We start from the raw sequence: 25382 nt of genomic DNA on the forward strand, positions 1-25382 counted from the left end.
AGACGAGACCGCCAACTGTAGGGCAGGGGCAAGGTTAGAACACTGTCGCGCTACCTCCACGTCACGTTGAACGTCCGAACCCTGTCCCGTTCCATCCCGGGGCAGGGTTCTGTCGTCTCTGCGTTCAGTTTGGCGACCGGTCTGCGGCGCGGTGGCGATCGTCGACCGGGACTCGACGATGTGATCGCACCTGGCAGAGCGGTCGCGAATTCACTGTCACGTCGCGACCAGTGCACACAGCCGCTCGAACGAGCTCTCAGAGCGGATAGCCGTACTCGGCCAGCAAGACGACCGCGGAGGTGATCGCGAAGAGGAGGAAGGTCGCGGCGATCCAGGGACAGGCCCACCGGCTCGTCGGGTACTCGCCGCGTCTGAGGAGGGGGACCATGAGGAGGAGACCGGCGACCTGCACGAGCGCGAGCACCAGGTAGGACCAGTCCGCGAACACCCACACCAATGGAACGAAGTGCACTGCGACGCACAGCCCGATCCACCAGCCGTACCAGCGCTTCTGCCCCCGGCGGGCGAGGACGATGCACCCGCCGCCGATGAGCAGCACCTCGGCCGCGACGACGACGCCGAACACCCAGTAGCGACCGTCGAGCGCGGTCGGACTCGACCAGTTGCGCGCGACGAGGAGTCCGAACGCGATCGTCACCAGCAGGCCGAGCACCGATCCTGCTCCCAGCCATCGGCGGAGCCCGGGCTTGGGGTCCTCCTGCGCCCAGCCGAACCATCCGGCGGCCATCAGTGCGAGCCACGCAACCGCCCACGCCTGATCCCGGAGGAAGTCTGTGATCATCGTCGTCTCCTCTCGCACGAACCCCCGACCCGTCCGGCCTCCGCTCCTACGGCGACGGGATCGTCCGGAGCGACGAGTCCTCGACGAGCAGCGCCTGGTCGTCGGCGAGGAACGTCAGCCGGTGATCGGCGGCGTACTCCTCGGCGATGGCGGTGATGAGCTCCGGCGGGTAGGGCGGCAGCGCACCGTCCGCATGGGGGATGACGACCGTGTCGATGAGACCCAGACCCGAGTGATCGGTGAGGTGGGGCGCCTCGGCGGGGTCGTCCATGAGCGAGATCGGCTCGAGGCTCGGCCCCGTGATGATCGAGCCCGCACTCGCCCCGATGTAGGGCAGTCCGCGGCGCACACGGTCGACGAGCACGGCATCGCAGCCGCACCTGCGCAGAGCCGCCAGGAGCACGAAGGTGTTGCCGCCGCAGACATAGAGGACATCGACGCCGGCGAGCGCCTCGGCGAAGGAGTCCGCGGACTCGAAGTCCGCGGCCGTGAGGTCGACCAGCGAGTACCCGAGGCCGGCGAGCTGCTCACGCTCGGCGGCCACGAACCATTCCCCAGAGAACGGCCCCGCGGCATCGTCGAGGTAGCCGATGCGCACCTCGGCGGCGGGTCGACCGACTTGTGCGGAGATGAAATCGGGAACCGCACCGACTCCGAGGGAGAGCAGAAGGAGACGCATCTCACAAGTCTAGCTGTCCGGGCTCCCTCGTGCACGGGATCGTCGATGGGCGTCGACCGGCCCGCCCCGAGGTCCAGCGGACACGCCTGAGGGGAGAATCCCTGTCCGCAGTTCCAGGATATCGCCTGGCAGGGGGCTTGCCGCAAGACCCTGGGGCTCGGGCATGATGGTCGGCACCGCCCGGCCGACGGCGCCGGAACATGCGGGGAACGAGGAGGACACATGGCTGAAGTCATCATCGTCGGGGGCGGACCGACAGGGATGATGCTGGCAGGGGAGCTGCGGCTCCACGGGGTCGACGTGGTGGTCGTCGAGAAGGAGGAGGAGCCGAGCCCGCTCGTGCGTTCGCTCGGACTCCACGCGCGCAGCATCGAGATCCTCGATCAGCGCGGACTGCTCGAGAGGTTCCTCGAGCACGGACAGAAGCACCCGATCGGTGCACACGGATTCGCAGGAATCGCCTCTCCGGCACCGGTGGACCTCGACACCGCCCACGACTATCTGCTCGGGATCCCACAGACGGTGACCGACCGGCTTCTCGAGGAATGGGCGGCCGAAGTCGGCGCGGACATCCGCCGCGGACACGAAGCGGTGCGGCTACTCCAGGACGACGAGGCGGCCACGGTCGAACTCGCCGACGGGACGACGCTGAGTGCCGACTGGGTCATCGGCTGCGACGGGGGCCGCAGCCTGATCCGGGGCCAGCTGGGAATCGGATTCCCCGGGGAGGCGGCGCAGACGGAATGGATCCTCGGCGAGGTCGCACTGACGGCGCCCGCCGAGGAGGTCGTGGCGACCATGATGGAGGTGCGCAAGACTCATCTGGGCTTCGGCATCGGACCGACGGGCAACGGGCTGTTCCGGGGAGTCGTGCCGGCGGCGAGCGTCTCCGAGGACCGCAGCGCTCCGCCGACCGTGGAGGAGTTCCGAACGCAGCTGCGCGCGTACGCGGGCACCGATTTCGGTGCCCACTCTCCTCAGTGGATGTCCCGATTCACTGATGCGACTCGCCTTGCCGAGCACTACCGCGGCGCCGGGGTGCTCCTGGCCGGGGATGCCGCGCACGTCCATCCACCGCTCGGCGGTCAAGGGCTCAACCTCGGCATCCAGGACGCATTCAATCTCGGGTGGAAGCTGGCCGCCGAGGTCAACGGCTGGGCCCCCGAAGGGCTGCTCGACACCTACGAGGCCGAGCGACGACCAGTCGCGGAGGGCGTCCTCACGCTCACCCGCGCCCAGTCCGAGCTGATCTCACCCGAGCCAGGGCCGCAGGCGGTGCGCCGGCTGCTCACCGAGCTGATGCGCTTCGAGGACGTGGGCCGGCACCTCATGGAAAGCGTCAGTGGACTCGGCATCCGCTACGACCTCGGCGACGGCCATCCCCTCGGGGGCTCGCGACTGCGCGACCTCCCGCTGCCGTCAGGACGTCTCTATGCGCACATGCATGAGGGCCGAGGCCTGCTCCTCGACTCGAGCGGGCAGCTGTCCTGTGCGGGTTGGGGAGACCGTGTCGACCGCCTCGTCGAGACGTCCGCGGACATCGGCGCCCCGGCTCTGCTGCTGCGCCCCGACGGCCACATCGCGTGGGCGGGCGGCGAGCAGCAGGAGCTCGAGGAGGGGCTGCGGCGATGGTTCGGCGCACCGCACCCGGGTGGCCGCGAGGGCGGGCGAAAGCGGTGACCTGCACCGATTTCTGTAGTGATCTCCGATCCTGGACAGGAATTGATCTGAGCACCAGGTTAGCCTAACCTCAGTCCGTTCCGTTCGTTCTCGGTGAGGTGGAGAAGCATGTCAACTGCGCGGTCTGTGAAGAAGTCGCTGGGCCTGATGGGCGTCGTCGTGGCGCTCGCGCTGTCAGGGTGCGGGGCATCCGAAGTCGTCGAGGAGGACTCGGCGTCAGCTCAGGGAGAGGGCACGACCGAGTACCCGCTGACGATCGAGAACTGCGGGCGCGAGATCACGATCGACAAGGCGCCGCAGAAGGTCGTCTCCCTCGACCAGGATTCGACCGAGATCCTCCTGTCGCTGGGGCTTGAGGAGCAGATCGCCGGCACCGCCTCGTGGACCGACCCCATCCTCGACGCCCTCGCCGAGGCGAACGAGAAGGTTCCGCGGCTCTCCGACGACGCGCCGACCTACGAGGTCCTCCTCGACGCGGATCCCGACTTCGTCACCGCCTCCTTCGGGCGGCACTACAACGAGGAGGGCGGAGTCGTCACGCGTGACCGCCTCGCCGAGACCGGCATCGAGTCCTACCTCTCGCCCACCGACTGCGAAGGCGGCACGAGCATCAACGGCGGCGGGACCCGGACTCAGCTTGTGACGATGGAGTCCCTCTATCAGGAGATCCGGGACATGGCCGCGATCTTCGACGTCAAGGATCGTGGGGAGAAGCTCATCAGCGATCTGCAGTCCCGGACGGATGCCGCACTCGAGGGAGTGGATCTGCAGGGCACGACCGTGGCGTTCTGGTTCGCCGACACCCGCACCCCCTACTTCGCCGGTGAGTTCGGCGCTCCGGGGATGCTCGCGGAGATGACGGGGATGGAGAACGTGTTCGCCGATTCCCCCGACGACTGGCTGGCGACCGGATGGGAGACGGTCGTGGAGAAGGACCCCCGGGTCATCGTCCTCGGAGACCTGCAGCGGGACCGATTCCCCGGTGACCGACTCGAGGACAAGATCGAATTCCTCAAGTCCGATCCGCTGACGAAGACGATGGGTGCCGTGCAGAACGAGTGCTTCATCGCCCTGCACGGCGCCGAGCTCAACCCGTCCATCCGCTCCGTCGAGGGACTGGAGAAGATCGGGACGTGGGCGAAGGAATCCGATGGCTGCCTCGGTGCGAGCTGAGCCCGGACTCGACACCTCGACGCCCGGACACGACACCTCGATGTCCGGCCCCGAGCCGAGCACGTCGCGGCGGGGACTGCCCGGTGCGGTCCTCGGCCTGACCCTGACCGGCGCCGGCGCCGTCCTGTTCCTCATCTCGGTGGGGGTCGCCGTGACACTCGGACCCGCCGAGGTCTCGCTCGTCAACGTCCGGGACGTCGTGACCAACCACCTCGGCCTCACGGCGATCCCGGTGCGGGTGTCCGAGGACGCGATCGTGTGGCAGGAGCGACTGCCCCGGGCGCTCGTCGCCGCCGCCTGCGGAGCCGGTCTCGGCGTGTGCGGGGCGATCCTGCAATCGCTCCTGCGCAATCCGCTCGCCGATCCGTTCATCCTCGGCGTCTCCTCGGGAGCCTCGACGGGAGCCGTGCTCATCGGCGTGCTCGGCCTCGGGGGATCGGCGATCGGGCTCTCCGGCGGAGCGTTCGTCGGGGCACTGCTGGCCTTCGGCCTCGTGCTCCTCCTCGCCCGGTACTCCTCGGGGGGAACCGGCAGCATCGTCCTCGCGGGTGTCGCGAGCACTCAGCTGTTCTCGGCCCTGACATCGCTCGTGATCTTCGGATTCGCCGATTCGGACGAGACCCGAGGTGTGATGTTCTGGCTCCTCGGGTCCCTCGAGGGAATGCGCTGGGACGATGTCTCGCTCACCGTCGTCGTCGCCCTCGTCGGCGTCGTCATCGCCCTGTTCCACATGCGCAGCCTTGACGCCTTCGCCTTCGGGGAGGACGTGGCCGCGTCTCTGGGCATCAGCGTCACCCGCACCCGCATCGTCCTCCTCACGCTGACCGCCCTCGTCACCGCCGCCCTCGTCAGCGTCGCCGGGGCGATCGGGTTCGTCGGGCTCGTCCTGCCCCACGCCGCCCGCCTGCTCTTCGGGCAGCGTCACTCCCGCATCATCCCCGCCGCGGCGATCCTCGGCGCCCTGTTCATGGTCTGGGTCGACGCCGGCTCCCGCGTCGCCTTCGCCCCGACGCCGCTGCCCGTGGGGGTCGGCACCGCCCTTGTCGGCGTGCCCGTGTTCGTGCTCCTGCTCGTGCGAAGGAGGAACCGCCCATGACGCTCAACGCGCAGCGGGTGTCCTGGAGGCGCGGGGGAGCCCTCGTCGTCGACGACGTCAGCCTGGAACCGCAGGAAGGGGAGACGATCGGGCTGCTCGGCCCCAACGGGTCGGGGAAGTCGTCGCTGCTGCGGCTGCTCCAAGCCGTCTCCCGTCCCGACTCCGGGGTCGTCTCCCTCGACGGCGCCGACATCTCGGCCGTCGGCAGGAGGGCGGTGGCCAGACGGATCGCGGCGGTGACCCAACACGTCGACACCGACACGGACATCACCGTCCACGACGTCGTCCGGCTCGGTCGCACGCCGCACCGGACGCTGTTCGGATTCGCCTCGGGCGATGACGAGAGGGTGATCGCCGAATCCCTCGACCGGGTCGGCCTCACCGACAAGGCCGACCGCCTGTGGACAGCGCTGTCGGGCGGCGAGAGGCAGCGCGCCCACATCGCCCGGGCACTGGCCCAGCAGCCGCGCGAGCTGCTGCTCGACGAGCCGACGAACCACCTCGACATCCGCCATCAGCTCGATCTCCTCGACCTCATCTCCGGCCTCGAGGTCACGAGCATCATCGCCCTCCACGATCTCAACCTCGCCGCGATGTTCTGCGACCGGGTCGTCGTCCTCGATACCGGTCGTGCGGTGGCCGCGGGACGACCCGCCGAGGTCCTCACCTCCGATCTCATCCGCGAGGTCTACGAGGTCGACGCCGAGGTGGTGCCCGACCCGAGTACGGGACGGGTCCGGATCACCTTCATCGTCCCCGGTCGCGCGCCCGCAGGCGAGCGGACGCGAAAGGACGCGATCGTCTAGGGTCGGCGGTGTGAGCATCCTCGAACAGCGGCTCGACCTGCCCGGCTGCTCCCTCGCCTTCCACGACAGCGGCGGGGCAGGCAGGGCGGTCGTCTTCCTCCACGGCGCCGGCGCCGACCATGTGACGTTCCTCCACCAGGCGACCGCGCTGCGCAGCGCAGGGCATCGGGTGGTGCTCGCCGATCTGCGCGGGCACGGCCGATCCCACTCCACCACTCTCCCGCCGCGGGCGGAGCTGCTGCTCGACGACGTCGCGGCGCTCATCGCCGCCCGCGGGCTCGAGCGTCCTGTGCTCGTCGGCCATTCGCTCGGCGGCAACATCGCCCAGGCCCTGGTCCGTTGCTCACCCCGAGAGATGTCGGGCCTGTTCGTCATGGGCGCGACCTGGAACACGGGTCCGCTGAGCCGGGTCGACCGGGGCCTGCTGGGGCTCGCCGCCCCCGGTCTCGCGCTCATCCCCGCCGCGCGGCTGCCCCGCCTGCTCGCGAACGCCTCGGCGACGACCGACGTCGCGCGCGAGGATGCGCGGCGAGCCTTCTCCCAGGTGACGAAGGCCGAGTTCCTCGAGATCTGGAGGGCGACGGTCGCCTTCGTCGTCCCCGACCCGGGCTACCGCACCCCGGTTCCGCTCGGACTCCTCCGGGGTGAGCGGGACCGGACGGGGAACATCGCGACGGCGATGCCGGCGTGGGCCGCCCATGAGGGAGTCACCGACATCGTCGTCGCCGAGGCGGGACACTTCGTCAGCCAGGACCGACCGGACCTCGTCACGGACGCACTCCTGCGCTTCCTCGAGCGCCTGGACTGAGGGGGCGGACGCTCCTCACACCTCGCCGAGGCTCGCGATGACCTCCCGTGGGTATCCGGCCGCGGTGACCGGGCCGATGACGTCCCGGTCGAGTTCCGGCAGGTAGCCGAAGAGGACGTCGGCCGGTCCGGTGATCTCGACCTCCCCGCACACCGCCGGCAGCAGAAGGGTCTGGGCGCGCCCGAGCTCCTCGCTCCAGTCGCCGCTCGTCACCCGGACGGGTGCGCCGACGTTCGTGAGCACCTGGGCGGTGGCGAAGGAGTGCCGCAGCGGCTCGGCGGTCCCCGCCCGCCATCGTTCGAGGGCGTAGTACGGGCTCGCGCAGAGGAACACCCGCTCGACGCCATCGTCGGCGGCGATGCGCAGCCCGGGGACGAAGTCCGGTCGGGAGTCGAGATCGACCTCCCGCATGAGCATGTCGAGGTTCGTGTCGAAGTCCTCGTCGGGAATGCCCGAGCCGTCCTCCATCCTCCACCGCATCGCGTGCTGCTGGATGTCCGAGGTCTGCTCGATCTCGTAGATCAGGGTCCGCGGTCCGAAACTGTGCGGTGTCCCGCCGGGGACGTGGATCGTCTCCCCGGGCCGCACCGGAAGGCGGCGCAGCACCGCATCGAAATCCTGCGCCTCGAAGGCGGCGCGCACCTCCTCGGCGCTGACCCGGCCCGGACTCCGCACAGGGCGGTGGCACCCGGCTCCGCCTCGAGGACGTGCCAGGCCTCGGTCTTGCCGTTCGGCTGGCCCTCCAGCCGCCGGGCGTGCTCGTCATCGGCGTGGAGGTGGACGGGCAGGGCTCCCGCGGCATCGATGAACTTCGTCAGCACCGGGAACCGGTCGCCCGACCACCCCGGACCCATGAGCTCCTCGGGCTGCTCGGCGACGATGCGGCGCAGGGGAGTGCCGGCCAGCGGGCCGTTCGTCACCTCACCGATGCTGCCGTCGACATCGGAGACCTCCCAGGTCTCGGCGACGGACCAGTCGGGGATCCCCTCCTTGCCCAGGCGCTTCGCGATCGCATGCCCGCCGAAGACGAGCGGTCGCGCGGAGGCGCTGAGCCGGAGAGGATACAGGGCGTGCTCACTCATCGCCGACCCGCTCAGAGGATCGGCTGTCCGCCGGTCACGGCGACCCTCGCCCCGGACACGTAGCTGGCCTCGTCGGAGGCGAGCATGACATAGACGGGTGCGAGCTCCGCCGGCTGGCCGGCCCGGCCGAGAGGGGTCTGCGAACCGAAGTCCCTCACCTGGTCCTCCGGCATGGTCGCGGGGATCAGCGGGGTCCAGATCGGTCCCGGAGCGACGCTGTTGGCCCGGATGCCCTTCGGTCCGAGCAACTGGGAGAGGGACCCGACCATGTTGGCGATGCCGGCCTTCGTCACGTTGTAGGGCAGCAGCTGCGGAGGCGGGGAATCCGAGTTGACGGAGGTGCTGCCGATGATGGCCGACCCGGGCCGCATATGGGGGATCGCCGCCTTGGTCCGGTGGAAGAAGGCGTCGAGGTTCGTCGCCATCGTCGTGTCCCATTCCTCGTCGGGAATCTCCTCGACGGAGTTCCGGGTCATCTGGAACGCGGCGTTGCTGATGAGCACGTCGATGCGCGAGAACTCCGCGACGGCCCGGTCGATGATCGACCGGCAGTGGGCCGGGACGGCGACGTCTCCGGGGACGAGGACGCAGCGTCGCCCGGCGTCCTCGACCCACCGCTGCGTCTCCTCGGCGTCCTCGTGCTCGTCGAGGTAGGAGATGAGGAGGTCAGCGCCCTCCCTCGCGAAGGCGATCGCCACAGCCCGGCCGATGCCGCTGTCGCCGCCGGTGAGCACCACCTTCTTGTCCTAGAGACGGCCCGAACCACGGTAGCTCTCCTCACCGTGGTCGGGCTTCGGGGTCGTCGTCCCGGTGGATCCCGGGGGCGACTGCTGCTGGGCGGGAATGGTCTGCTGGTCGGAGGACTGAGTCATGGTTGCTCTCCCTGGCGGGTCGAAGACGTCCGGTTCGCCTCGGCGCCGGCGGGCGACGCCTGTCGTTCCAGTCTCCAAGCCGTGCCGGTGAGAGGGAAAGGACCCCCGTTGCCTCAGTCCGTGCTCCCGCCTGCCGGGCAGTCGAAGCTGCCGGGCAGACTGCGGGCTACCGGTGCGAAGGGGGCTTCGTGCTGCGGCCGTCGGTCCGGAGCAGGTTGCGCGCCTCGGCGATGGCCTCCTCGCGCTTGTGCTCCTTCTTGTCGCTGGCCTTCGTGTCGCGTGCGGGCAGCTGGAGGGTCTCCTCGGCGTGGATCCCGGCCTGCAGCTCACGGACCCGTTCGATCTCGCTGTCGAGCTCGGCGCCGAAGAGGAGGATCGCATTGATGATGTAGACCCACAGCAGGAAGATGATCACGCCGGCCAGCGCACCGTAGGTGGCGTTGTAGTTGCCGAAGTTCGCGACGTAGAAGAAGAAGCCGGCCGTGGCGAGCGCCGAGACGAGGATCGCGACGAACGCACCGATGCTGATCCACCGGAACTTCGGCTGCCTGACGTTCGGCGTCGCGTAGTAGAGCAGAGCGAGGAGGAACACGACGACGAAGGCGAGGACGAACCACTTGGCGACGCCCCACACGGTCAGCGCGGCGGAGCCGAGGCCGATGAGTCCGCCGATCATCTCCGCGACCGGGCCGGAGAGGACGAAGATCATCAGGGCGATGGCCCCGAGCACGAGGACGAGCGCGGTGAGCAGGTACATCTGCACGGTGAGCTTGACGAATCCCCGGCCCTCGGGGACGTCGTGGATGTCGTTCATCGCCCGCCCGAAGGCCTTGATGTACCCCGACGTCGACCACAGGGCGGTGAGCAGACCGATGAGCAGGCCGATGCCGGGAGCCGGGGCCGTGAGCACCGCCTCGACGGCGGGTTTGACCGAGCTCCACGTCGACCCGGGAACCATCCGCTCGGCCTCGTCGAGCACCGAGGTCAGGGTCTGGCCGCTCTGCCCGAACAGGCTGAGGATCGAGACGAGGGCGAGCAGGCCGGGGAACATCGAGAACACCGTGCGGTAGGTCAGGCCGGCGGCGAGGTCCGTGCACGCGTCCTCGGAGAACTCGCGGATCGTCGATTTGAGCAGGTACTTCCACGACGGTTTGGTGATGTCGGTGGGGGAATCGGGTTTGCGCCGATCTTCGGGATGAGGGGCGTCTGCCGGGTCGTCGTTCGTGCGTCTGCGGACGATGTAGGACATGTCAGCTCCTCTTCGCAGGGTCGAGTCTGAGACAAGGTGCCTCGATCCTAACCGGATATCGCCGAGGTGACCGCGGCGATTTCCCTGTTCCGGGTGCGTCAGTCCTGTTCACCGGTGCCGCCTCTGGGCAGAAGGGGAGGGGGAGCGGATACTTGTCGGCATGGACCTGCTCATCGACCACGTCCCCGCCGCCCCGCTGCGGCATGTGGTCCTCTCCGCGGTCGGCTACCGGGCGTCGCCGCTTCCCGGGGGAGTGCACCGCGGCCTGCCGAGCCTGGGGGCCACCCTCGTCGTCGAGCTCGCCGGGCCGCTGCGGGTCAGCGGCGACTTCGGAAGAGTCGCGGCCCACGGTGTGCTCGCGGGACTGCACACGAGGCCGGTGGCCATCGACGCCGACCGTGAGCAGGAGGGACTGCAGTACGCCCTCTCGCCCTGGGGCCTGCGGGCGCTGGCCCGGGCGAGCCCGGCCGAGCTGTGCAACCACTCGCTCGACCTCGCCGAGGTCCTCGGGACTCCCGGTGCCCGGCTGGTCGAGCGGCTGCACGGCACCGCGGACTGGGGCGAGCGCTTCCGCCTCCTCGACGACGCCCTCATCGCCCTGCTCATCCGCGATGTCCCACCCCTGCGCCCGGAGGTCGGCGAGGCGTGGAGGCTCATCGCCGCGAGTTCGGGCCGGCTGACGATCAGCGAGGTCGCCGCGCGGGTGGGCTGGGGCAGACGCCACCTGTCCGAACAGTTCCGGCAGGTCACGGGACTGACGCCGAAGGAGGCGGCGAGGATCGCCCGCTTCACGGCCGCACGCGACCTGCTGCGCACCTCGGCGCGACCGTCACTGGCGGACATCGCCGCGGTCTGCGGCTACTCCGACCACTCCCACCTGTCCCGGGAATGGCGCAGCCTGGCCGGGGTCAGCGCGCGGACGTGGATGCGCGAGGAGCTCCCATTCCTTCAAGACGCGGATGGCCCCACCGCGGCAGACTGGGTGCCATGACCACGAACGAGCACACACAGTCCACGACCGCCCCCGACCTCGCACCCCCGGCGCCCACGGTCTGGCCGACGGTCTCCTTCACCGATGTCGACACCGGGGTGCGCCTCCTCACCGAGGTGCTCGGCTTCGTCGTCACCGCGCTCCACCGCAGCGACGACGGCACCGTCGAGCACGCCGAGGCGCGCTGGCCCGACGGCGGCGGAGTGATGTTCGGCAGCCGCGGCAAGGCAGGCGACTGGGGCGGACTCGGCGCGCAGGGCGTCTATGTCGTCGCCGCGGTCCCGGAGACGGTCGACGCGATCGCCGATCGCGTCCGGGCGGCACCGGATCTCGAGATCCGCGAGGAGCTCACCGACACCGACTACGGCTCCCATCAGTTCGGCTTCCGCGACTCCGACGGGAACCTGTGGTCGGTCGGGACCTACCGCGGACAGTGACCCGGCTCAGACCCCGGCGGCCAGCACCCGGAACCGGTGGAGCCGGAGGAATCCGACGAAGACGGACGCCGCTCCGATGGAGTTGAACGTCATCCGCGAGATCCAGTGCCAGGTCTCGAACTCGCGGGCGACGGCGATGAGGTGCTCGGCGGAATGGACGGCCAGGCCCTCGACGAACATGACGTCATTGCGGGGCCAGAAGAAGAGCATCGACACGATCCCCTCGGCGACGAGCGCGGCGAGGCTCAGCGCGATCCACCAGCGCACACCGCGAACGCGGATCGTCAGCAGCAGTGAGGCGGCGCCGAGGATCCAGCAGGCCATGCCGAAGGGCGGGAACACGTCGCCGGGCCCGGTGACCGCGAGGAACTCCATCGCCAGCCCCAGGGACTCGGGAGGGTCGGCGAAGACGTTCGGGTAGATCATCAGCGTCTCGAGGACGATGGCTCCGAACAGGGTCATCATCACCCAGAGATAGGCGATGACGACGGGAAGCCGCAGCCGGTCGAGCAGTGTCGGACGGGTGGTGCGGGCGGTGTCGGCACTCATGGCGGTACTCCTGTGAGGGGATCGGCGGGACGTCTCCGACGCTAATGACCGTGCCACCTCCCGGTCATCGGCCCCGAGGCGTCATCTGGATCGACAGCGGGCCGAGGAGCCGGTGCGCGGGAGGCGACGGAGGATGTCGCCTCCAGGTGATTCCCCGCATCCACGGCGGCGGCTACTCTGAACCCATGGCGAGCGAGACGACGGATCCACGTGCCGGTGCGGCCCACCCGCGCCTCGTCGACCTCGCCCTGGCCCTGACCCTGGCTCTCGTGCTCACCGTCGTCATCACCGCCGACCTCGAGGGGACGGGCAGGGCGGGACCCGGCGCCTATGCGTTCGCCCTCGGGTTCGGCGCCCTGCTCCTGGCCCGGCGCCGCGCGCCCCGGACGGTGCTCACCGTCACGGTCGTCGCCGTCTTCGTCTACTACATCTTCGACTGGCCGCCCATCGGCATCGCCCTGCCCGCGGTGCCCGCCCTGTACTCGACGGCCGAAGCCGGATGGACCCGGTGGTCCGCCGGCGCCGGTCTCGCGCTCATCGCCGTGGCCGGATACGCGCGGCTGCACGAGGGGCTCCCGGCGGCCTACCTCTACAGCTACGATCTGCTCACCGACATCGCCCTGGCCGCCGCGGCCATCGCCCTCGCCGTCAGCGTCCGCTCGCGGCGGGAGATCCGCGCCCACGAGGAGCGCGAGCGGCAGCGCGGCATCGCCGACCAGCGCCGCGAGGCCCAGCGACGGCTCCAGACCGAACGGTTCCGCATCGCCCGGGACCTCCACGACGTCATCGGCCATTCGATCTCCGTCATCGCCGTCCACAGCAACGTCGCCGCCGAGGCGATCGGCCACGACGACGCGCGCGCGGCCCAGGCGGTCGAACGGGTGCGCCGAGCCGCCTCGGAGACGCTGCACGAGCTGCGGGCGACCGTGAAGCTCCTGCGCTCGGCCGACGGCGAGGGCGTCGACCGCTCGGCCGTCGGCCTCGCCGGTCTCGGTCGGCTCTTCGACGAGGCGCGGGACGCCGGCATCGACGTCGTCGCACAGATCGCGGTCGACGCCGAGGAGGTCGACGCCGCCGTCGGAACCGCGGTCCACCGCATCGTCCAGGAGTCCCTGACCAATGTGCTCAGGCATTCGCGCTCCGCCGTCGCCAGGGTCTCCCTCCGCCCCGAGCACGACCGGCTGCTGCTGACGATCGCCGACGACGGTCCGGCCGGCCCGCGACCCGGTGTCGACGACGGGCCCGGCGCGAACGACCGGGACACCGCTCGGGCATCGGGCGGCACCGGACTCGAGGGAATGGCCGAACGGGTGCGCCTCCTCGGCGGGGACCTGCAGGCCGCCCCGGCCCCGGGCGGAGGATTCGCGGTCCGCGCCCTCCTGCCGGCGAGGCTGGGCTCATGATCTCGGTGGTGGTCGTCGACGACCAGGAGCTGCTGCGCACGGGGCTCAAGGACCTCGCCGAGCACGACGGGGACATCCGCGTCGTCGCCGAGGCGGGCACCGGACGGACCGGGCTCAGCCGCGTCCGCGAGCTCAGGCCCGACGTCGTCCTCATGGACATCCGGATGCCGGAGATGGACGGTCTCGAGGCCACTCGCCTCATCGTCGCCGACCCGCAGCTGCAGGGGACGCGGGTCGTCATGCTCACGACCTTCGACGAGGACGAGGACATCGCCGAGGCGATCCGGTCCGGAGCCTCGGGCTACCTGCTCAAGGACATCTCCGCCCGCGACCTGCGCGCAGCGATCCGCACCGTCGCCGCCGGTGAGGCCCTGCTCTCCCCGGCGGTGACGAGCAAGGTCCTCGCCGGCATCCGGGCAGCCCCGCAGCGCAGCCTCGACCGGTCGGCGCTCGAGGCACTGGGGGAGCGCGAACGCGAAGTCCTGCGGCACGTCGCCCGCGGTGAGTCGAATGCCGAGATCGCTCAGGCACTGTTCATCTCACCGGCCACCGCGCGGACCTATGTGTCCCGCCTCCTCGGCCGCCTCGGCGCCCGCGACCGCTCCCAACTCGTCGTCATCGCCTACGAGTCCGGACTGGTGGAACCCGGCGCCTGAGGGTCGTGTCTAGCTGGTGCCGCCCCTCACAGCACCTCTTGCCAATATCGAGAGCCTGGCACGAGAATGGGGCATGGCCGTCACGCTGAGATCCCTCGAGGTCGCCGTTCCCGAGACCGTGCTCATCCAGTCCGAGGTCCGCGACGTCTTCGCCGCTCAGCCGGGCATCAGCGATCTCGCGAGACGGCTCATCGGCGCCGCCTTCAACTCCTCGGGCATCGACCGCCGGCGCAGCGTCGTCGACGAGATGAGCTTCTCCTCCCGGGCCGAATCACCCCTGTTCTTCGACCCGGAGGCCGCACGGATCCTCAATCCGTCGACGGGCACCCGCAACGCCGTCTACGTGCGGGAGGCGGCGCGGCTCTTCGTCGCCGCCGCCGGCGCCGCACTCGACGCCTGCCCGGACGTCGAGGCCGGCGACGTCACCCATGTCATCACCGTGTCCTGCACCGGATTCTTCTCGCCCGGACCCGACTACCGGATCGTGCGGGACCTCGGCCTCGACCCCTCCGTGCAGCGGTACCACCTCGGCTTCATGGGCTGCTACGCCGCCTTCCCGGCCCTGCGGCAGGCGAAGACGATCTGCGACGCGGACCCGGATGCCGTCGTCCTCGTCGTCAGCGCCGAACTGTGCAGCATCCACGTGCGGGTCTCCGACGACCCCGATACCATCCTCGGCTCCTCCCTGTTCTCCGACGGTGCGGCCGCCGCGCTCATCACCGGACGCGATCCGAGCACCGGCAGGGGGCTGCGCCTCGATCGCTTCGCCACCGTCCTCACCCCGGTCGGGGAGGAGGCGATGGCCTGGAACATCGGCGACCACGGCTTCGAGATGGTGCTGGGCACCTACGTCCCCAAGATCATCGACGAGCACATCGCCGGGGCGCTCGACCCCCTGCTCGCCGCCGACGACTCGCTGACCGGCTCCGGGTACCGCCGGATCGAGCATTGGGCGATCCACCCGGGCGGACGGAGCATCCTCGACAAGGTCGAACGCCGACTCGGCCTCGACGAGGACCAGCTCGTGCACTCGCGGTCGGTGCTGCGCGAGTTCGGGAACATGAGCAGCGCGACGGTCCTCTTCGTCCTCAAGCGGATCCTCGACAAGCCCGGATCGGGGGACGGCGAACGCATCTGCTCCATGGCCTTCGGACCCGGGCTGACCGTCGAGACCGGTCTGCTGACGACCGTGGGCGCCAACCCGTGATCCTGCCCGACCTGAGCCGTCGCGACACCCGTGCCCGGGAGCGGATGGACGATCCGGACTGCGACCGGGCCAGGCTCGAGCGGACCTACGCCCAGTTCCGGGTCGTCAACGCACTCGTCGCGGGATGGGCCCGGACGTACCGCGGTCTCATCCGGCCGCTCCTGTCCGAGCGCGGCCCCACCACCCTGCTCGACATCGGCTCCGGCGGCGGTGACCTGGCCCGGGCGCTCGCCCGCTGGGGCAGACGCGACGGGTACGACCTGCGCATCACCGCCGCCGATCCCGACGCGCGCGCCCATGACTGGGCCCGGAGAGCTCCGGCCGTGGCCGGCGTCGAGTACCGGCAGGCGCTGAGCCGGGACCTCGTCACGGCGGGCGAGACCTTCGACGTCGTCATCTCCAACCACCTGCTCCACCACCTCGACCCGGCTGCACTGACGGCGCTGCTCGAGGATTCGCAGCGCCTGACCCGCCTGCGCTGCGTCCACAGCGACATCCACCGCAGTCGTCTGGCCTATGCGCTCTTCTCCGTCGGCACCTGGCCGTTCTTCCCCGGCTCCTTCATCCGCCCCGACGGACTCACCTCGATCCGGCGCAGCTTCACGCCGGCCGAACTGGCCGCGGCGGCGCCGGGCTGGCGGGTGGAATCCGGGCGCCCGTTCCGGGTCCTCCTCATCCACGACGCCGCGCGGCGGCGATGACCGAGGAGTCGTGCGACGTGCTCATCGTCGGTGGAGGGCCGACGGGCCTCGTGCTCGCGGGACTGCTCGCCGACCGCGGCGTCGACGTCGTCGTCCTCGAGCGCCGCACCCGACCCCGCCTCCACTCCCGGGCGATCGGCCTCCACCCGCCCGCGCTCGCGGTCCTGTCCGACCTCGGTCTCGCCGAGGCGGCAGTGGCAGCCGGGGTCCAGGTGCGGTCGGGTCTGGGGTGCAGTCGCGGCAGGGTCCTCGGTGAGCTCAGCTTCGAGACCGCGTGGCCCGAGCGCCCCTATGTCCTCACTCTGCCCCAACGGCACACGGAACGGCTGCTCATCGCACGGCTGGCGCAGCTGTCGCCGGATGCCCTGCGCCTGGGGTGGGAGGTCACCGAAGTGGTCGAGACCGGCGATCACGTGCGGATGAGCGCTCGTGACACCGCCACCGGAACGGTCGCCTCGTGGACGGCGCTTCTCGTCGTCGGCGCGGACGGCCCGCACAGCCTCGTGCGCTCGAGCGCGAGGATCCCGCACACCCTCCGCGAGCTGCCCGACCGGTACCTCATGGGTGACTTCGCCGATCCCACCGGGGACCCGACCGCGGTGATCCACCTCGAACCGGACGGCGTCGTCGAATCGTTCCCGCTGCCCGGATCGATGCGCAGGTGGGTCGTCCACACCTCACTGGTGAGTCGGGCCGAGGATCCGGCGATCCTCGCCGCGATCATCGCCGATCGGACCGGGGACGCCCCGGATCCGGCGACGGCGACGATGGTCAGCGCTTTCGGGGTGCGGCGGCGACTGGCCTCCCGTCTGGTGTCCGGGCGCACGGTGATCGTCGGCGATGCCGCCCATGAGATCAGCCCGATCGGCGGGCAGGGGATGACCTTGGGCTGGCTCGACGCCCGAGCCCTGGCACCGCTCATCCTCGAATCCTCGGCCTCGGGCGCGCCGCCGCAGTCCGTGCCGGAGACGAGGCACGTCGAGGGGAGACTCCTCTCAGCGGCTCGGGCCGCGGCGATCCAGGCCGAGCTCAACATGCGCCTGGGCCGACCGATGCCCGAGTCGCGGGTGCGGGTCCGCGACGCCCTGCTGCGCGCCGCCCTGTCGACTCCGGCCAGGGGCGCCCTGGCCCGGGCCTTCACGATGCGCAGGGCGCTGACCGGGTCCCTGGGCTGACGGGGACGACGAACCGGTGCGCGGGCAGGCGGGTCAGGTGCCGCAGAAGGTCCGGTAGGGGCCGAAGTCGGCGGGCGCGGGTGCCGCGTACCGTTCGCGTCCGGGACGCTCGGCGAAGGGGGAGGTGACGACCTCGAGCAGTTCGGTGAACGGGTTCATGTCACCGTCCGTCGCGGCGTCGAGGGCCTCTTCGACGAGGTGGTTGCGCGGGATGAAGATCGGGTTCGTCCGGTCCATGAGGTCCGGATCGGGGTGTGCGGCCCGCCAGCGTCCCAGCCACTCGTCGACGTCGGCGCCGGCCATGAGCGACCGCACGGGTCGATCGTCGCCGCCTGCCGCCGTCCCCAGGGCGCGGAAGACCGACGTGAAGTCGACCGCGTGCTCGTGGAGGAGTGGGAAGAGGTCGGCGGCGAGGGACGGGACATCGGCCTCGGCCACTCCGAGCTTCGCGCTCATCCCTGCCGTCCAGGCCGCGCTGTACGTCGGGCGGAACTCTCCCAGGGCCTCCTCGGCCAGGCCTACCGCGTCGTCCTGGCTCTCGGCGAGCAGGGGGAGGAGCGTCTCGGCGAATCGCGCGAGGTTCCATTCGGCGACGAGGGGCTGATTGCGGTAGGAGTAGCGTCCTGTCTCGTCGATCGAGGAGAAGACCGCGGCCGGGTCGAACGCGTCGATGAACGCGCAGGGTCCGTAGTCGATGGTCTCCCCGGAGATCGTCATGTTGTCGGTGTTCATCACCCCGTGGACGAAGCCGGTGAGCATCCACTGCGCGATGAGCTCGGCCTGGACCCGCACGACAGCGCCGAGCAGCGCGAGGTGGGGATTCTCCTCGCCGGCCGCCTGCGGATGGTGGCGGGCGATCGCATGGTCGGCCAGGCGCCGCAGCAGGTCCGGATCGTCCTTCGTCCGCGCGTACTGGAAGCTGCCGACCCGCAGGTGGCTGCTCGCGATCCGGGCGAGCACCGCGCCCGGCTTCCGGCCGTCGCGGTGGACGGCAGCCCCTGTCACGGTCACCGCGAGGGCTCGCGTGGTCGGGATCCCGAGGGCGTGCATCGCCTCGCTGACGAGCAGTTCGCGCAGCATCGGGGCGAGCGCGGCGAAACCGTCACCTCCGCGGGCGAAGGGGGTCGGGCCCGAGCCCTTGAGATGGAGATCGCGGAGGCGACCATCGGGCCCGGTCAGCTCGCCGATGAGCAGGGCCCGGCCATCGCCCAGCCGCGGGGAGAACCACCCGAACTGGTGCCCGGAGTAGGCCTGGGCCACGAGAGCGGTCCCTGCGGGGACCCGGTTGCCGGTGAGCAGCCGGGCCCCGTCGGGAGAGCGCAGCTGCTCGGGGTCGAGGCCGAGCTCCCGGGCGAGCGGGGTGTTGAGCACGAGCACCTCGGGGGCGGGGAACTCCTCGGCGCGCCAGGCGATGGCGAGTTCGGGCAGCTCCCTGGCGAACTCGGATCGGACGGCGAGGGTCGGGATCATCTCAGGCCCGCGTCGCTGAGCCAGTCGCCGGCGATGTCCGCGGCGGGCAGCTCCTCCTCGACGCTGCGTGCGTTGAGCTCCATGAGCACCTCGGTCGTCAGGGCCGCGTTCACCCGGTCGACCACCTCGGCGGCGGAGTCGTCGATCGCGTCGCTGGCCACCGGGACCACGTGGGAGGCGAGGAACAGGCCCTTCGGATCCTCGAGGGACACGAGGTCGTTCTTCCGGATCGAGGGGTCGGCGGTGTAGATGATCGCCAGCTGCACGTCGTCGTCGGTCAGCGCCTTGACCGTCAGGGGCCCGCCGCCGTCCTCGATCGGGGCGAAGTCCACGTCGACGCCGTAGACCTCCTTGAGTCCCCGCGGACCGTTCGGGCGGTTCTCCGCCTCGGAGTTCGCTCCCATCGTCATGGGCTCGTCGACCTTCGCGAGGTCCTCGATCGACGACAGGTCCCATTCCTCCGCGAACTCGCGGGTGACGACGTAGGAGTCCTGGTCGGTGGCGCGGGCCTGGTCGAGGGCGCGCAGACCCTCGGGCATCGCCTGGACCAGGGCGTCATGGACCTCGTCGCTCTTGCGCGCCGGGGTCTCCGCGTCCCAATACTGGAGGAGGGGCCCCGAGTACTCCGGGAACAGGTCGATCGACCCGTTCTCGATCTCGGGCAGGTAGACCTCGCGCTGCCCGATGCGGAACTGCCGATCGACCGTCTCGCCGGCCGCCTCGAGAGCCTGGGCGTAGGTCTCGGCGATGATCTCGTTCGAGTAGTAGTCCTGCGAACCGATGACGATGGCGTCCGTGTCCGCCGACTGCCCGCCCTGGTCCTCGAGCGGGTCGCCGCCGCAGCCGGACAGCAGGAGCGCGCAGGCGGCGGTGGCGGCCAGAGCGGTGCGGGGTGAGCGGATCATGTCTTACCTCTTCCCTGTGGTGAGCCCGGAGCGGGCGTGAGCGGTGCGTGCGGGGTGCCGACGATGCGGGCTCGTGCGGCCCGCTGCCATGCGGCGAGTCCGATCTCTAGCAGGAGGGCGACGGCCGTGACGAGCAGGGCGGCGGCGAGCATCTCGTCGTACTGCCGGGACTTCAGCCCGGAGAACAGGTAGCGGCCGAGCCCGACGTCCGAGGTGTAGGCGGCCAGGGTGGCGGTGGCGACGACCTGGAGGGTGGCCGCGCGGATCCCGCCGATGATGACGGGCGCGGCCAGGGGCAGCTCGACGCGCAGGACGACCTGTGCGGGACTCATCCCCACCGCCGTCGCGGAGTCGGTGATCGTCGGGGAGATCGCCTCGGTGCCCGCGTAGGCGCCCGCGAGCAGGGACGGGACGGCGAGGATGATGAGTGCGAGCAGCGGCGCTTCCAGTCCGATGCCCAGCCCGAGGCCGAAGAGCGTGAGCAGACCGAGGGTCGGCACGGCGCGGGCGGCTCCGGCGATCGCCCCGACGACCCCGGCTCCCCGGCGGCTGTGGCCGATGAGGACCCCGGCGGGCAGGGCGATGACGGCGGCGATGAGCACGGCGGCCGCGGAGATGAGCACATGCTCGGCCAAGCGGGTGGGGATCCCTCCGGGACCCGACCAGTTGAGGGGATCGGTCAGCCAGGCGAGCGCCTCGGCGGAGAGATTCACGGTCCCTCCCCGGTCCCGGCGTTTCCGGACGGCGGGTCGGCCCGGGTGGCGGTCACGGCCGCGGGCCGCCGGCGCCGAGGCGTCGGCCGGGTCCACGGGGTGAGTGCGCGTCCGAGGAGCAGGAGGAGGCCGTCGAGGACGAGCGCGAGGACGACGGTCGCGACGACGCCGGTGACCACCTCGGCGGTGATGCCGCGTTGGAATCCGTCGGTGAGCAGGGACCCGAGGCCGGGCACGCCGATGAGGGCGCCGATCGTCACGAGGCTCACGGTGCTCACCATGACCACCCGCACCCCGGAGAGGAGGACGGGCACGGCCAGGGGCAGCTCGACGCGCCAGAACACGCTCGTGGGGGAGTGGCCGATGGCGACGGCGGCGTCGGTGATCCGGGAGTCGACTGCGGCGAAGGCGTCGGCGGCGGTGCGCACGAGCAGGGCGACTCCGTAGACGCTCAGGGCGACGATCATCGTCGCCTGGGAGCGCAGCGGGGTGCCGATGACGGCGGGGACGATGATGAGCAGGGGCAGGGCCGGGACGGCGTAGAGGAGCGCCGCCGCGGTGAGCAGCGGCGAACCGAGGCGGGGGCGGAGGAAGGCGAGCCGACCGATGGGCACGGCGATGAGGACGCTGATGAGCACGGCGGGCAGGCTGAGGACGAGGTGGTCGCGGGTGAGCGCGAGGACGAGGGGCCAACTGTGGCCCAGCCAAGTCATTCGAGGACTCCCACCGGGCGGCCGTCCTCGTCGACGGCGATCGTGCGGTCCCCGACGCGCTCGGTGCGCAGGGTGCGCCGCCCGCGGTCGGCGCCGATGAAGCTGCGGAGGAAGTCATCGGCGGGGGCGGCCATGATCTCCGCCGGTGTGCCGTGCTGGGCGATCCGGCCTCCCGAGCGGAGGACGACGACCTCGTCCCCGAGGCGGAACGCCTCGTCGATGTCGTGGGTGACGAACACGATCGTCTTGCCGAGCTCGGCCTGCAGACGCAGGAGGCTGTCCTGAAGGTCGCGGCGGACGATCGGATCGACCGCACCGAACGGTTCGTCCATGAGGAGGATGTTCGGGTCGAAGACGAGGGCGCGGGCGACGCCGACCCTCTGCTGCTGACCACCGGAGAGCTGCCCGGGATAGCGATCGGCTACGGAGCCGTCGAGGCCGACTTCGGCGAGCATCTCCCGTGCCTGCTCCCTGGCCTGCCGGCGCGGGGTTCCCGTGAGGATGGGGACGGTGGCGATGTTGTCGATGACGCTGCGATGGGGCAGCAGCCCGCCATGCTGGAGGACGTATCCGATCGACCGGCGCAGCGCCACGGGGTCGATCGTGCTGACATCCGTGCCGTCGATGAGCACCCTGCCGGCGGTCGGTTCGACCATCCGGTTGACCATGCGCAGCAGAGTCGTCTTCCCCGACCCCGAGGAGCCGACGAGGACGACGGTGCGATGCGAGGGCACGGTCAGGGAGAAGTCGGAGACGGCCGCGCTCGACCCGGGATAGACCTTCGACACCGCTGCGAATTCGATTCCCACAGGCCACTCCTCGGTGTGTCCGCCTCGCCCGGGGTGACAGCCGGGCTTGTGATTGAAACCCTAGCACCGCGATGAGCCCGTGGACGGGGAGCCGGACCTGGACCATGATGGTGTCTCGAAGGAGCCGACGATGATCACGATCCCGCATGTGCCCGATCTCCGCGATCTCGGCGGACACCCGGCCGGAGACGGACGGGTCGTGCGCACCGGCCAGGTCTTCCGGTCCGTCGACCTCAGCCGGCTCGACGAGGATGGGCGGAGCGCGCTCGCCCACCTCGAGCTCAAGCGCGTCTTCGACCTCCGCACCCGCGTCGAACGCGAATCCCGACCGGACCCGGTGCTCTCCGGCGTCCACGAGGTCGTCGAGGACGTCCTCGGCGACGACTCCGGAGCCGCGGCGGCACGACTTCCCGAGATCCTCTCGGACCCGACCTCGCCGAGGAGATCCTCGCCGACGGACTCGGGATCGGCACGGACGAGCAGGAGGCCCTCCGCGCCGCTCTGACCCGCGACGCCTGAGCAGTACACTCGTCCCTGTGCCCTCAGTACGGACTCTCTTCTCCTCCCTCGGTTCCCTGCGTGACGCCAACCGCGCCCGAGCTGCGTTCGACGACCCCGGGCGCAAGCTCACCGCCGTCTTCCCGCCCGAGCCCATCCGGCCCGACTCCACCGGGGGACTGAGCCTGCTCCTGCGCGTGCCCACGGATTCCGGCGGGGATGTCATCGCACTCATCCACGTCCCGGCCTCCGGAACCGGCGTCATCGTCCTCGTCATCAATCCGGCCACGACGGTGGAGGCGGGAGCGAGCCTCGGCGAGCTCATCGACGAGTCGGGCTGGCCGGTGGCCGTCGCGGTCGTCGAGGACATCCTCGGCATGCGGGTCGACCATGTGATGTCCCTCGACATCGAAGCGCTGGCGGGGATCGTCGACCGGCTCGGACCGCTGGCCGTCTACAGCGCCGTCGCCTTCTCCACCGCCGCAGGGGAGTTCGTCGTCGGCACCAACCATCTCGACGGTGTCCGGGCCCGGGCATTCGTCGCCGCCGATCCCATCGACGACGCCGGGCAGACGCGCACCCGCGGTCAACGGGCGCTGCTGCGCTCCCTCATCGCCGCCCTCGACCTCGGCCGGCCGGCGAAGGATCCGCAGGAGCTCGTCGGCCTCTTCTCCCTGCTCGCGGCGGGATCGCGCACCGATGCGGGACTGACGACGTCGGTGCTCGCCGGTCTCCCCGGCCGGCTGCGTGGACTCTCGCCCGTGAACATCCTCACCGTCACGCTGCCGACGACGTCGCGCCGCGACGAGTCCGGACACGTGATCGTCGACGTGGACGTCGAGGCGGTGCCCGTCCTGCGCGAGGCGCTGGCCGGCGACGATCCCATCGGATTCGTCCGCGGCCTCGCCTCGCTCGGTTACTGAGGTTCGCGGGCCGCGAGCAGGAGGGGACACGCGTGTGGAGGCCGAGCAGCAGGAGGAGAGCATGAGCGGCTGGGGTGACGTCGAGGGGGTCGTCGTCTTCCCCGACGGCGTGAGTGTGCGCGGGACCGGGCTGAGGCGTGATCGAGACGCCCTCCCGCCACCGGACTTCGCCGTCTACCTGCAGGGCCGTGACCCGCGGATCACGACCTGGCCGTCCCGGTGGGTCCGGTGGCCCGACTTCCGACTGCCGCACTCCGATGCCGATGCCCTCGATGCCCTGCGCGAGGCGCACCGCCGGGCCGCGGTCGAACGGGTCGAGATCGCGTGCGGGGCGGGAATCGGCCGGACGGGGACCGCGCTGTGCGTGCTCGGCCTCCTCAGCGGGATCGATCCCGGTGTCGTCGTCGACTGGGTGCGTGCGCACTATCACCCGAGGGCTGTCGAGACCCGGGCCCAGAGGGCCTGGATCGCGACGGTCGCCGCAGTCCTCTGAGTGTCAAGTCGAGCTCATTGCCGACTCGGAGAGTCCACCGCCGACTCCGATGATCATCGACTGGGTTCGGGCATCTTCACAGCACGTAGGATCTGTGCCATGGCGATGAGCGCAGTCATTCTCAGCGGAGGTCGGTCGAGCCGGTTCGGCGGCGTCCACAAGCCCGGGGTCACGCTCGGCGGGCGCACAGTCATCTCCCGCCTCGTCGAGGTCGCGGCGGCGGTGGAACCGGGGACCCGGATCTGGCTGGCCGGGACGGCGGAGGGGCTCGACGACTCCGAGATCGCCGGCATCGACGTCGTCGTCGAACAGCCGCGGTTCTCCGGCCCCCTGGCCGCGATCGCCGCGGCGGTCACGGCGCTGGAGGAGCCGATGGCCGCGGACATCGCCGGCACGACCGCGCCCGCAGATCCGCCCCCGTCGGACCGGGACACGGTCCTCGTCCTCGCCGGGGACATGCCGCTGCTCACGGTCGCCCACCTTCGTGAGCTCGTCGCGGCCAGCCGCCGGTCGGGCACGGTGGCGGCGGGACTCGACGACCGGGGCAGGGTGCAGTACCTGTGCGCGGCGTGGCCGAGGACCCTGCTCGACGAGCGCCTGCGGTCGATCGGGGATCCGCGGGACAAACCGGTGCGCCTCCTCTTCGAGGGGGTTCAACCCGTGAGCATCGCCGTCGACCCGACGATCCTCAGGGACTTCGACACCCCGGAGGAGTTCGCCGGCATCGAGCGGCTCGACGGCGACGTCGAGCGTCTGCCCATCCGGCCGCGGCCCGCCGTCGGCGGATCGTCGGACTGAGCTCGACATCCCCTCTTCCCGTGCGGCTGCTGGCGGTGGTCCTCAGGAAGTCGGGATGAGCTTTCCGCTGCGCGAGAGCTCGGGATCCGTGCAGGAGGAGAGGTCGAAGCAGCAGGGCCGGCGCTTGCCGTCCTCGAGCTTCGAGATCGTCACCCGGACCCGCTTGGCCCGGGTCTCGGGGTTCCTCGTCGCTCCGATCCACCGCACCCATTCCCACCGCGCCATCGGCGTCAGACCGGCCCACACCTCGGCGAGGTGGGAGGCGGCGTCGAGAGCCTCGCGGAGGTCGTCGGGCAGCTGGGGCTCCGGCCAGTCCTTCGTCGGCGTGAGGGCGACGGAGACGGTGTCGCCGAGGCCCTCCCGCAGGTCGGCGGGAACGCTCAGCCAATGGCCGCGCCTGCCGTCGGGTTCGACGACGATGCTGTGCTGGTGCCCGTCGATGACAGCATGAGCGGCGACCTGGCCCCGGGAGGGCAGCTCGGCGCTCGCGTCCTCGGGCACTCGGATGATCGTCCGGTCCCCGACCGTCTCGGGGGTGGCGGTGAAGGCGATCGGCTGCGCGGGGGCGGTTGTCGTGGACATCGGCGGGCTCCTTCGTCGGGCGGGTGCGTCTGCTGACAGGATAGCCCGTCACGCGCCCGCGGACTTCTCGATTCCTGACCACCGAGGCGGCAGGTGGCGCGGCGCCCTGCCG

At 70.8% G+C, this 25382-nt stretch carries 30 protein-coding genes; 16 read left to right on the forward strand and 14 right to left on the reverse strand.

The genetic code is table 11. The features are described 5' to 3' along the window. Positions 1-256 precede the first annotated feature (256 nt). Complete coding sequence (locus DFO65_RS08305) at positions 257-802, reverse strand: hypothetical protein (RefSeq protein WP_113903969.1); 546 nt, start codon at positions 800-802, stop codon at positions 257-259. Positions 803-848: 46 nt separating this feature from the next. Next, positions 849-1481, reverse strand: a complete 633-nt coding sequence (locus tag DFO65_RS08310; protein ID WP_113903970.1) for a Type 1 glutamine amidotransferase-like domain-containing protein — start codon at positions 1479-1481, stop codon at positions 849-851. Positions 1482-1703: 222 nt separating this feature from the next. On the opposite strand from DFO65_RS08310, the gene DFO65_RS08315 reads away from it, so the two are divergent. From DFO65_RS08315 to DFO65_RS08335, 5 genes are all read left to right on the forward strand, one after another. Further along, complete coding sequence (locus tag DFO65_RS08315; protein WP_113903971.1) at positions 1704-3161, forward strand: FAD-dependent monooxygenase; 1458 nt, start codon at positions 1704-1706, stop codon at positions 3159-3161. A 108-nt stretch (positions 3162-3269) separates the two neighbouring features. Then, positions 3270-4334 carry an ABC transporter substrate-binding protein gene (locus tag DFO65_RS08320; RefSeq protein WP_245940555.1) on the forward strand — a complete coding sequence of 355 codons (1065 nt, stop codon included), beginning with the start codon at positions 3270-3272 and terminating at the stop codon, positions 4332-4334. After that, positions 4312-5430 (forward strand): FecCD family ABC transporter permease, encoded by a 1119-nt coding sequence (locus DFO65_RS08325; protein WP_245940556.1) that lies wholly within the window; start codon positions 4312-4314, stop codon positions 5428-5430. The genes DFO65_RS08320 and DFO65_RS08325 overlap by 23 nt, the downstream gene beginning before the upstream one ends. Beyond that, positions 5427-6236, forward strand: coding sequence for an ABC transporter ATP-binding protein (locus DFO65_RS08330; protein ID WP_113903972.1), 810 nt, complete (start codon positions 5427-5429; stop codon positions 6234-6236). Before DFO65_RS08325 ends, DFO65_RS08330 begins: the two co-directional genes overlap by 4 nt. Positions 6237-6246: 10 nt before the next feature. Then, on the forward strand, positions 6247-7044 hold the full coding sequence (locus DFO65_RS08335) for an alpha/beta fold hydrolase (RefSeq protein WP_220151287.1): 798 nt from the start codon (positions 6247-6249) through the stop codon (positions 7042-7044). Positions 7045-7059: 15 nt separating this feature from the next. Here the strand turns inward: DFO65_RS08335 and DFO65_RS17180 are convergent, their stop codons facing one another. From DFO65_RS17180 to DFO65_RS08350, 5 genes are all read right to left on the reverse strand, one after another. Then, positions 7060-7650, reverse strand: coding sequence for a hypothetical protein (locus tag DFO65_RS17180; RefSeq protein WP_342766913.1), 591 nt, complete (start codon positions 7648-7650; stop codon positions 7060-7062). Continuing rightward, positions 7566-8126: a type I phosphomannose isomerase catalytic subunit gene (locus DFO65_RS17400; RefSeq protein WP_342766914.1), complete on the reverse strand. Its 561-nt coding sequence runs from the start codon at positions 8124-8126 to the stop codon at positions 7566-7568. Before DFO65_RS17400 ends, DFO65_RS17180 begins: the two co-directional genes overlap by 85 nt. An 11-nt stretch (positions 8127-8137) precedes the next feature. Continuing rightward, on the reverse strand, positions 8138-8863 hold the full coding sequence (locus tag DFO65_RS08345; RefSeq protein ID WP_342766915.1) for an SDR family oxidoreductase: 726 nt from the start codon (positions 8861-8863) through the stop codon (positions 8138-8140). 9 nt (positions 8864-8872) lie between these two features. Further along, positions 8873-8998: a hypothetical protein gene (locus tag DFO65_RS17405; RefSeq protein ID WP_342766916.1), complete on the reverse strand. Its 126-nt coding sequence runs from the start codon at positions 8996-8998 to the stop codon at positions 8873-8875. A 166-nt stretch (positions 8999-9164) separates the two neighbouring features. Then, complete coding sequence (locus tag DFO65_RS08350) at positions 9165-10247, reverse strand: YihY/virulence factor BrkB family protein (RefSeq protein WP_113903973.1); 1083 nt, start codon at positions 10245-10247, stop codon at positions 9165-9167. 160 nt (positions 10248-10407) lie between these two features. Between DFO65_RS08350 and DFO65_RS08355 the strand changes: the two genes are divergently transcribed. After that, on the forward strand, positions 10408-11238 hold the full coding sequence (locus DFO65_RS08355) for a helix-turn-helix transcriptional regulator (RefSeq protein WP_113903974.1): 831 nt from the start codon (positions 10408-10410) through the stop codon (positions 11236-11238). Beyond that, positions 11235-11675 (forward strand): VOC family protein, encoded by a 441-nt coding sequence (locus DFO65_RS08360; protein WP_113903975.1) that lies wholly within the window; start codon positions 11235-11237, stop codon positions 11673-11675. Before DFO65_RS08355 ends, DFO65_RS08360 begins: the two co-directional genes overlap by 4 nt. Positions 11676-11681: 6 nt before the next feature. Here the strand turns inward: DFO65_RS08360 and DFO65_RS08365 are convergent, their stop codons facing one another. Next, a complete protein-coding gene (locus DFO65_RS08365) occupies positions 11682-12224 on the reverse strand; it encodes a DUF1772 domain-containing protein (protein ID WP_113903976.1) in 543 nt (180 codons plus the stop codon). 185 nt (positions 12225-12409) lie between these two features. On the opposite strand from DFO65_RS08365, the gene DFO65_RS08370 reads away from it, so the two are divergent. The 5 genes from DFO65_RS08370 to DFO65_RS08390 all read left to right on the forward strand — a co-directional run bounded on the left by DFO65_RS08370 (position 12410) and on the right by DFO65_RS08390 (position 17366). Then, complete coding sequence (locus tag DFO65_RS08370; RefSeq protein ID WP_113904248.1) at positions 12410-13627, forward strand: sensor histidine kinase; 1218 nt, start codon at positions 12410-12412, stop codon at positions 13625-13627. Then, positions 13624-14283 (forward strand): response regulator, encoded by a 660-nt coding sequence (locus DFO65_RS08375; protein ID WP_113903977.1) that lies wholly within the window; start codon positions 13624-13626, stop codon positions 14281-14283. Before DFO65_RS08370 ends, DFO65_RS08375 begins: the two co-directional genes overlap by 4 nt. 73 nt (positions 14284-14356) lie before the next feature. Then, positions 14357-15490, forward strand: coding sequence for a type III polyketide synthase (locus DFO65_RS08380; RefSeq protein WP_113903978.1), 1134 nt, complete (start codon positions 14357-14359; stop codon positions 15488-15490). After that, on the forward strand, positions 15487-16191 hold the full coding sequence (locus DFO65_RS08385; RefSeq protein WP_113903979.1) for a class I SAM-dependent methyltransferase: 705 nt from the start codon (positions 15487-15489) through the stop codon (positions 16189-16191). The genes DFO65_RS08380 and DFO65_RS08385 overlap by 4 nt, the downstream gene beginning before the upstream one ends. Continuing rightward, positions 16188-17366 carry an FAD-dependent oxidoreductase gene (locus DFO65_RS08390; RefSeq protein WP_113903980.1) on the forward strand — a complete coding sequence of 393 codons (1179 nt, stop codon included), beginning with the start codon at positions 16188-16190 and terminating at the stop codon, positions 17364-17366. The genes DFO65_RS08385 and DFO65_RS08390 overlap by 4 nt, the downstream gene beginning before the upstream one ends. 33 nt (positions 17367-17399) lie before the next feature. On the opposite strand, the gene DFO65_RS08395 is transcribed toward DFO65_RS08390, so the two are convergent. The 5 genes from DFO65_RS08395 to DFO65_RS08415 are packed head-to-tail and all read right to left on the reverse strand — an operon-like array spanning position 17400 to position 21976. Then, positions 17400-18836, reverse strand: coding sequence for a protein adenylyltransferase SelO (locus DFO65_RS08395; protein ID WP_113903981.1), 1437 nt, complete (start codon positions 18834-18836; stop codon positions 17400-17402). Continuing rightward, positions 18833-19741: an ABC transporter substrate-binding protein gene (locus DFO65_RS08400; protein ID WP_113903982.1), complete on the reverse strand. Its 909-nt coding sequence runs from the start codon at positions 19739-19741 to the stop codon at positions 18833-18835. The genes DFO65_RS08395 and DFO65_RS08400 overlap by 4 nt, the downstream gene beginning before the upstream one ends. Next, the gene (locus tag DFO65_RS08405) at positions 19738-20454 is read right to left on the reverse strand and encodes an ABC transporter permease (RefSeq protein ID WP_113903983.1); all 717 of its coding nucleotides are present in this window, start codon (positions 20452-20454) and stop codon (positions 19738-19740) included. The genes DFO65_RS08400 and DFO65_RS08405 overlap by 4 nt, the downstream gene beginning before the upstream one ends. Beyond that, positions 20451-21167: an ABC transporter permease gene (locus DFO65_RS08410; RefSeq protein WP_113903984.1), complete on the reverse strand. Its 717-nt coding sequence runs from the start codon at positions 21165-21167 to the stop codon at positions 20451-20453. Before DFO65_RS08410 ends, DFO65_RS08405 begins: the two co-directional genes overlap by 4 nt. Further along, complete coding sequence (locus DFO65_RS08415; protein WP_245940557.1) at positions 21164-21976, reverse strand: ABC transporter ATP-binding protein; 813 nt, start codon at positions 21974-21976, stop codon at positions 21164-21166. Before DFO65_RS08415 ends, DFO65_RS08410 begins: the two co-directional genes overlap by 4 nt. Before the next feature lie 130 nt (positions 21977-22106). On the opposite strand from DFO65_RS08415, the gene DFO65_RS08420 reads away from it, so the two are divergent. The 4 genes from DFO65_RS08420 (at position 22107) to mobA (ending at position 24688) form a co-directional block, all read left to right on the forward strand. Next, positions 22107-22481: a tyrosine-protein phosphatase gene (locus DFO65_RS08420; protein WP_147233313.1), complete on the forward strand. Its 375-nt coding sequence runs from the start codon at positions 22107-22109 to the stop codon at positions 22479-22481. A gap of 31 nt (positions 22482-22512) precedes the next feature. Beyond that, a complete protein-coding gene (locus tag DFO65_RS08425; protein WP_181778676.1) occupies positions 22513-23397 on the forward strand; it encodes an LCP family protein in 885 nt (294 codons plus the stop codon). Positions 23398-23458: 61 nt separating this feature from the next. Then, on the forward strand, positions 23459-23890 hold the full coding sequence (locus DFO65_RS08430) for a protein-tyrosine phosphatase family protein (protein WP_113904250.1): 432 nt from the start codon (positions 23459-23461) through the stop codon (positions 23888-23890). 105 nt (positions 23891-23995) lie between these two features. Further along, positions 23996-24688, forward strand: a complete 693-nt coding sequence (gene mobA, locus DFO65_RS08435; protein WP_245940558.1) for a molybdenum cofactor guanylyltransferase — start codon at positions 23996-23998, stop codon at positions 24686-24688. A gap of 42 nt (positions 24689-24730) precedes the next feature. Here the strand turns inward: mobA and DFO65_RS08440 are convergent, their stop codons facing one another. Next, positions 24731-25270 carry a YdeI/OmpD-associated family protein gene (locus DFO65_RS08440; RefSeq protein ID WP_113903988.1) on the reverse strand — a complete coding sequence of 180 codons (540 nt, stop codon included), beginning with the start codon at positions 25268-25270 and terminating at the stop codon, positions 24731-24733. Positions 25271-25382 lie beyond the last annotated feature (112 nt).

It is taken from the genome of Brevibacterium sanguinis, from assembly GCF_003315415.1.
Lineage (GTDB): Bacteria > Actinomycetota > Actinomycetes > Actinomycetales > Brevibacteriaceae > Brevibacterium > Brevibacterium celere_A.

Coding starts and splice junctions, on each gene's coding strand:
- DFO65_RS08350 (WP_113903973.1), bottom strand. CDS start 10,247: ATGTCCTACATCGTCCGCAGACGCACGAACGACGACCCGGCAGACGCC.
- DFO65_RS08365 (WP_113903976.1), bottom strand. CDS start 12,224: ATGAGTGCCGACACCGCCCGCACCACCCGTCCGACACTGCTCGACCGG.
- DFO65_RS08325 (WP_245940556.1), top strand. CDS start 4,312: ATGGCTGCCTCGGTGCGAGCTGAGCCCGGACTCGACACCTCGACGCCC.
- DFO65_RS08410 (WP_113903984.1), bottom strand. CDS start 21,167: ATGACTTGGCTGGGCCACAGTTGGCCCCTCGTCCTCGCGCTCACCCGC.
- DFO65_RS08420 (WP_147233313.1), top strand. CDS start 22,107: ATGATCACGATCCCGCATGTGCCCGATCTCCGCGATCTCGGCGGACAC.
- DFO65_RS08400 (WP_113903982.1), bottom strand. CDS start 19,741: ATGATCCGCTCACCCCGCACCGCTCTGGCCGCCACCGCCGCCTGCGCG.
- DFO65_RS08375 (WP_113903977.1), top strand. CDS start 13,624: ATGATCTCGGTGGTGGTCGTCGACGACCAGGAGCTGCTGCGCACGGGG.
- DFO65_RS08430 (WP_113904250.1), top strand. CDS start 23,459: ATGAGCGGCTGGGGTGACGTCGAGGGGGTCGTCGTCTTCCCCGACGGC.
- DFO65_RS08355 (WP_113903974.1), top strand. CDS start 10,408: ATGGACCTGCTCATCGACCACGTCCCCGCCGCCCCGCTGCGGCATGTG.
- DFO65_RS08320 (WP_245940555.1), top strand. CDS start 3,270: ATGTCAACTGCGCGGTCTGTGAAGAAGTCGCTGGGCCTGATGGGCGTC.
- DFO65_RS08310 (WP_113903970.1), bottom strand. CDS start 1,481: ATGCGTCTCCTTCTGCTCTCCCTCGGAGTCGGTGCGGTTCCCGATTTC.
- DFO65_RS17405 (WP_342766916.1), bottom strand. CDS start 8,998: ATGACTCAGTCCTCCGACCAGCAGACCATTCCCGCCCAGCAGCAGTCG.
- DFO65_RS08370 (WP_113904248.1), top strand. CDS start 12,410: ATGGCGAGCGAGACGACGGATCCACGTGCCGGTGCGGCCCACCCGCGC.
- DFO65_RS08440 (WP_113903988.1), bottom strand. CDS start 25,270: ATGTCCACGACAACCGCCCCCGCGCAGCCGATCGCCTTCACCGCCACC.
- DFO65_RS08360 (WP_113903975.1), top strand. CDS start 11,235: ATGACCACGAACGAGCACACACAGTCCACGACCGCCCCCGACCTCGCA.
- DFO65_RS08390 (WP_113903980.1), top strand. CDS start 16,188: ATGACCGAGGAGTCGTGCGACGTGCTCATCGTCGGTGGAGGGCCGACG.
- DFO65_RS08380 (WP_113903978.1), top strand. CDS start 14,357: ATGGCCGTCACGCTGAGATCCCTCGAGGTCGCCGTTCCCGAGACCGTG.
- mobA (WP_245940558.1), top strand. CDS start 23,996: ATGAGCGCAGTCATTCTCAGCGGAGGTCGGTCGAGCCGGTTCGGCGGC.
- DFO65_RS08315 (WP_113903971.1), top strand. CDS start 1,704: ATGGCTGAAGTCATCATCGTCGGGGGCGGACCGACAGGGATGATGCTG.
- DFO65_RS08330 (WP_113903972.1), top strand. CDS start 5,427: ATGACGCTCAACGCGCAGCGGGTGTCCTGGAGGCGCGGGGGAGCCCTC.
- DFO65_RS08305 (WP_113903969.1), bottom strand. CDS start 802: ATGATCACAGACTTCCTCCGGGATCAGGCGTGGGCGGTTGCGTGGCTC.
- DFO65_RS08395 (WP_113903981.1), bottom strand. CDS start 18,836: ATGATCCCGACCCTCGCCGTCCGATCCGAGTTCGCCAGGGAGCTGCCC.
- DFO65_RS17400 (WP_342766914.1), bottom strand. CDS start 8,126: ATGAGTGAGCACGCCCTGTATCCTCTCCGGCTCAGCGCCTCCGCGCGA.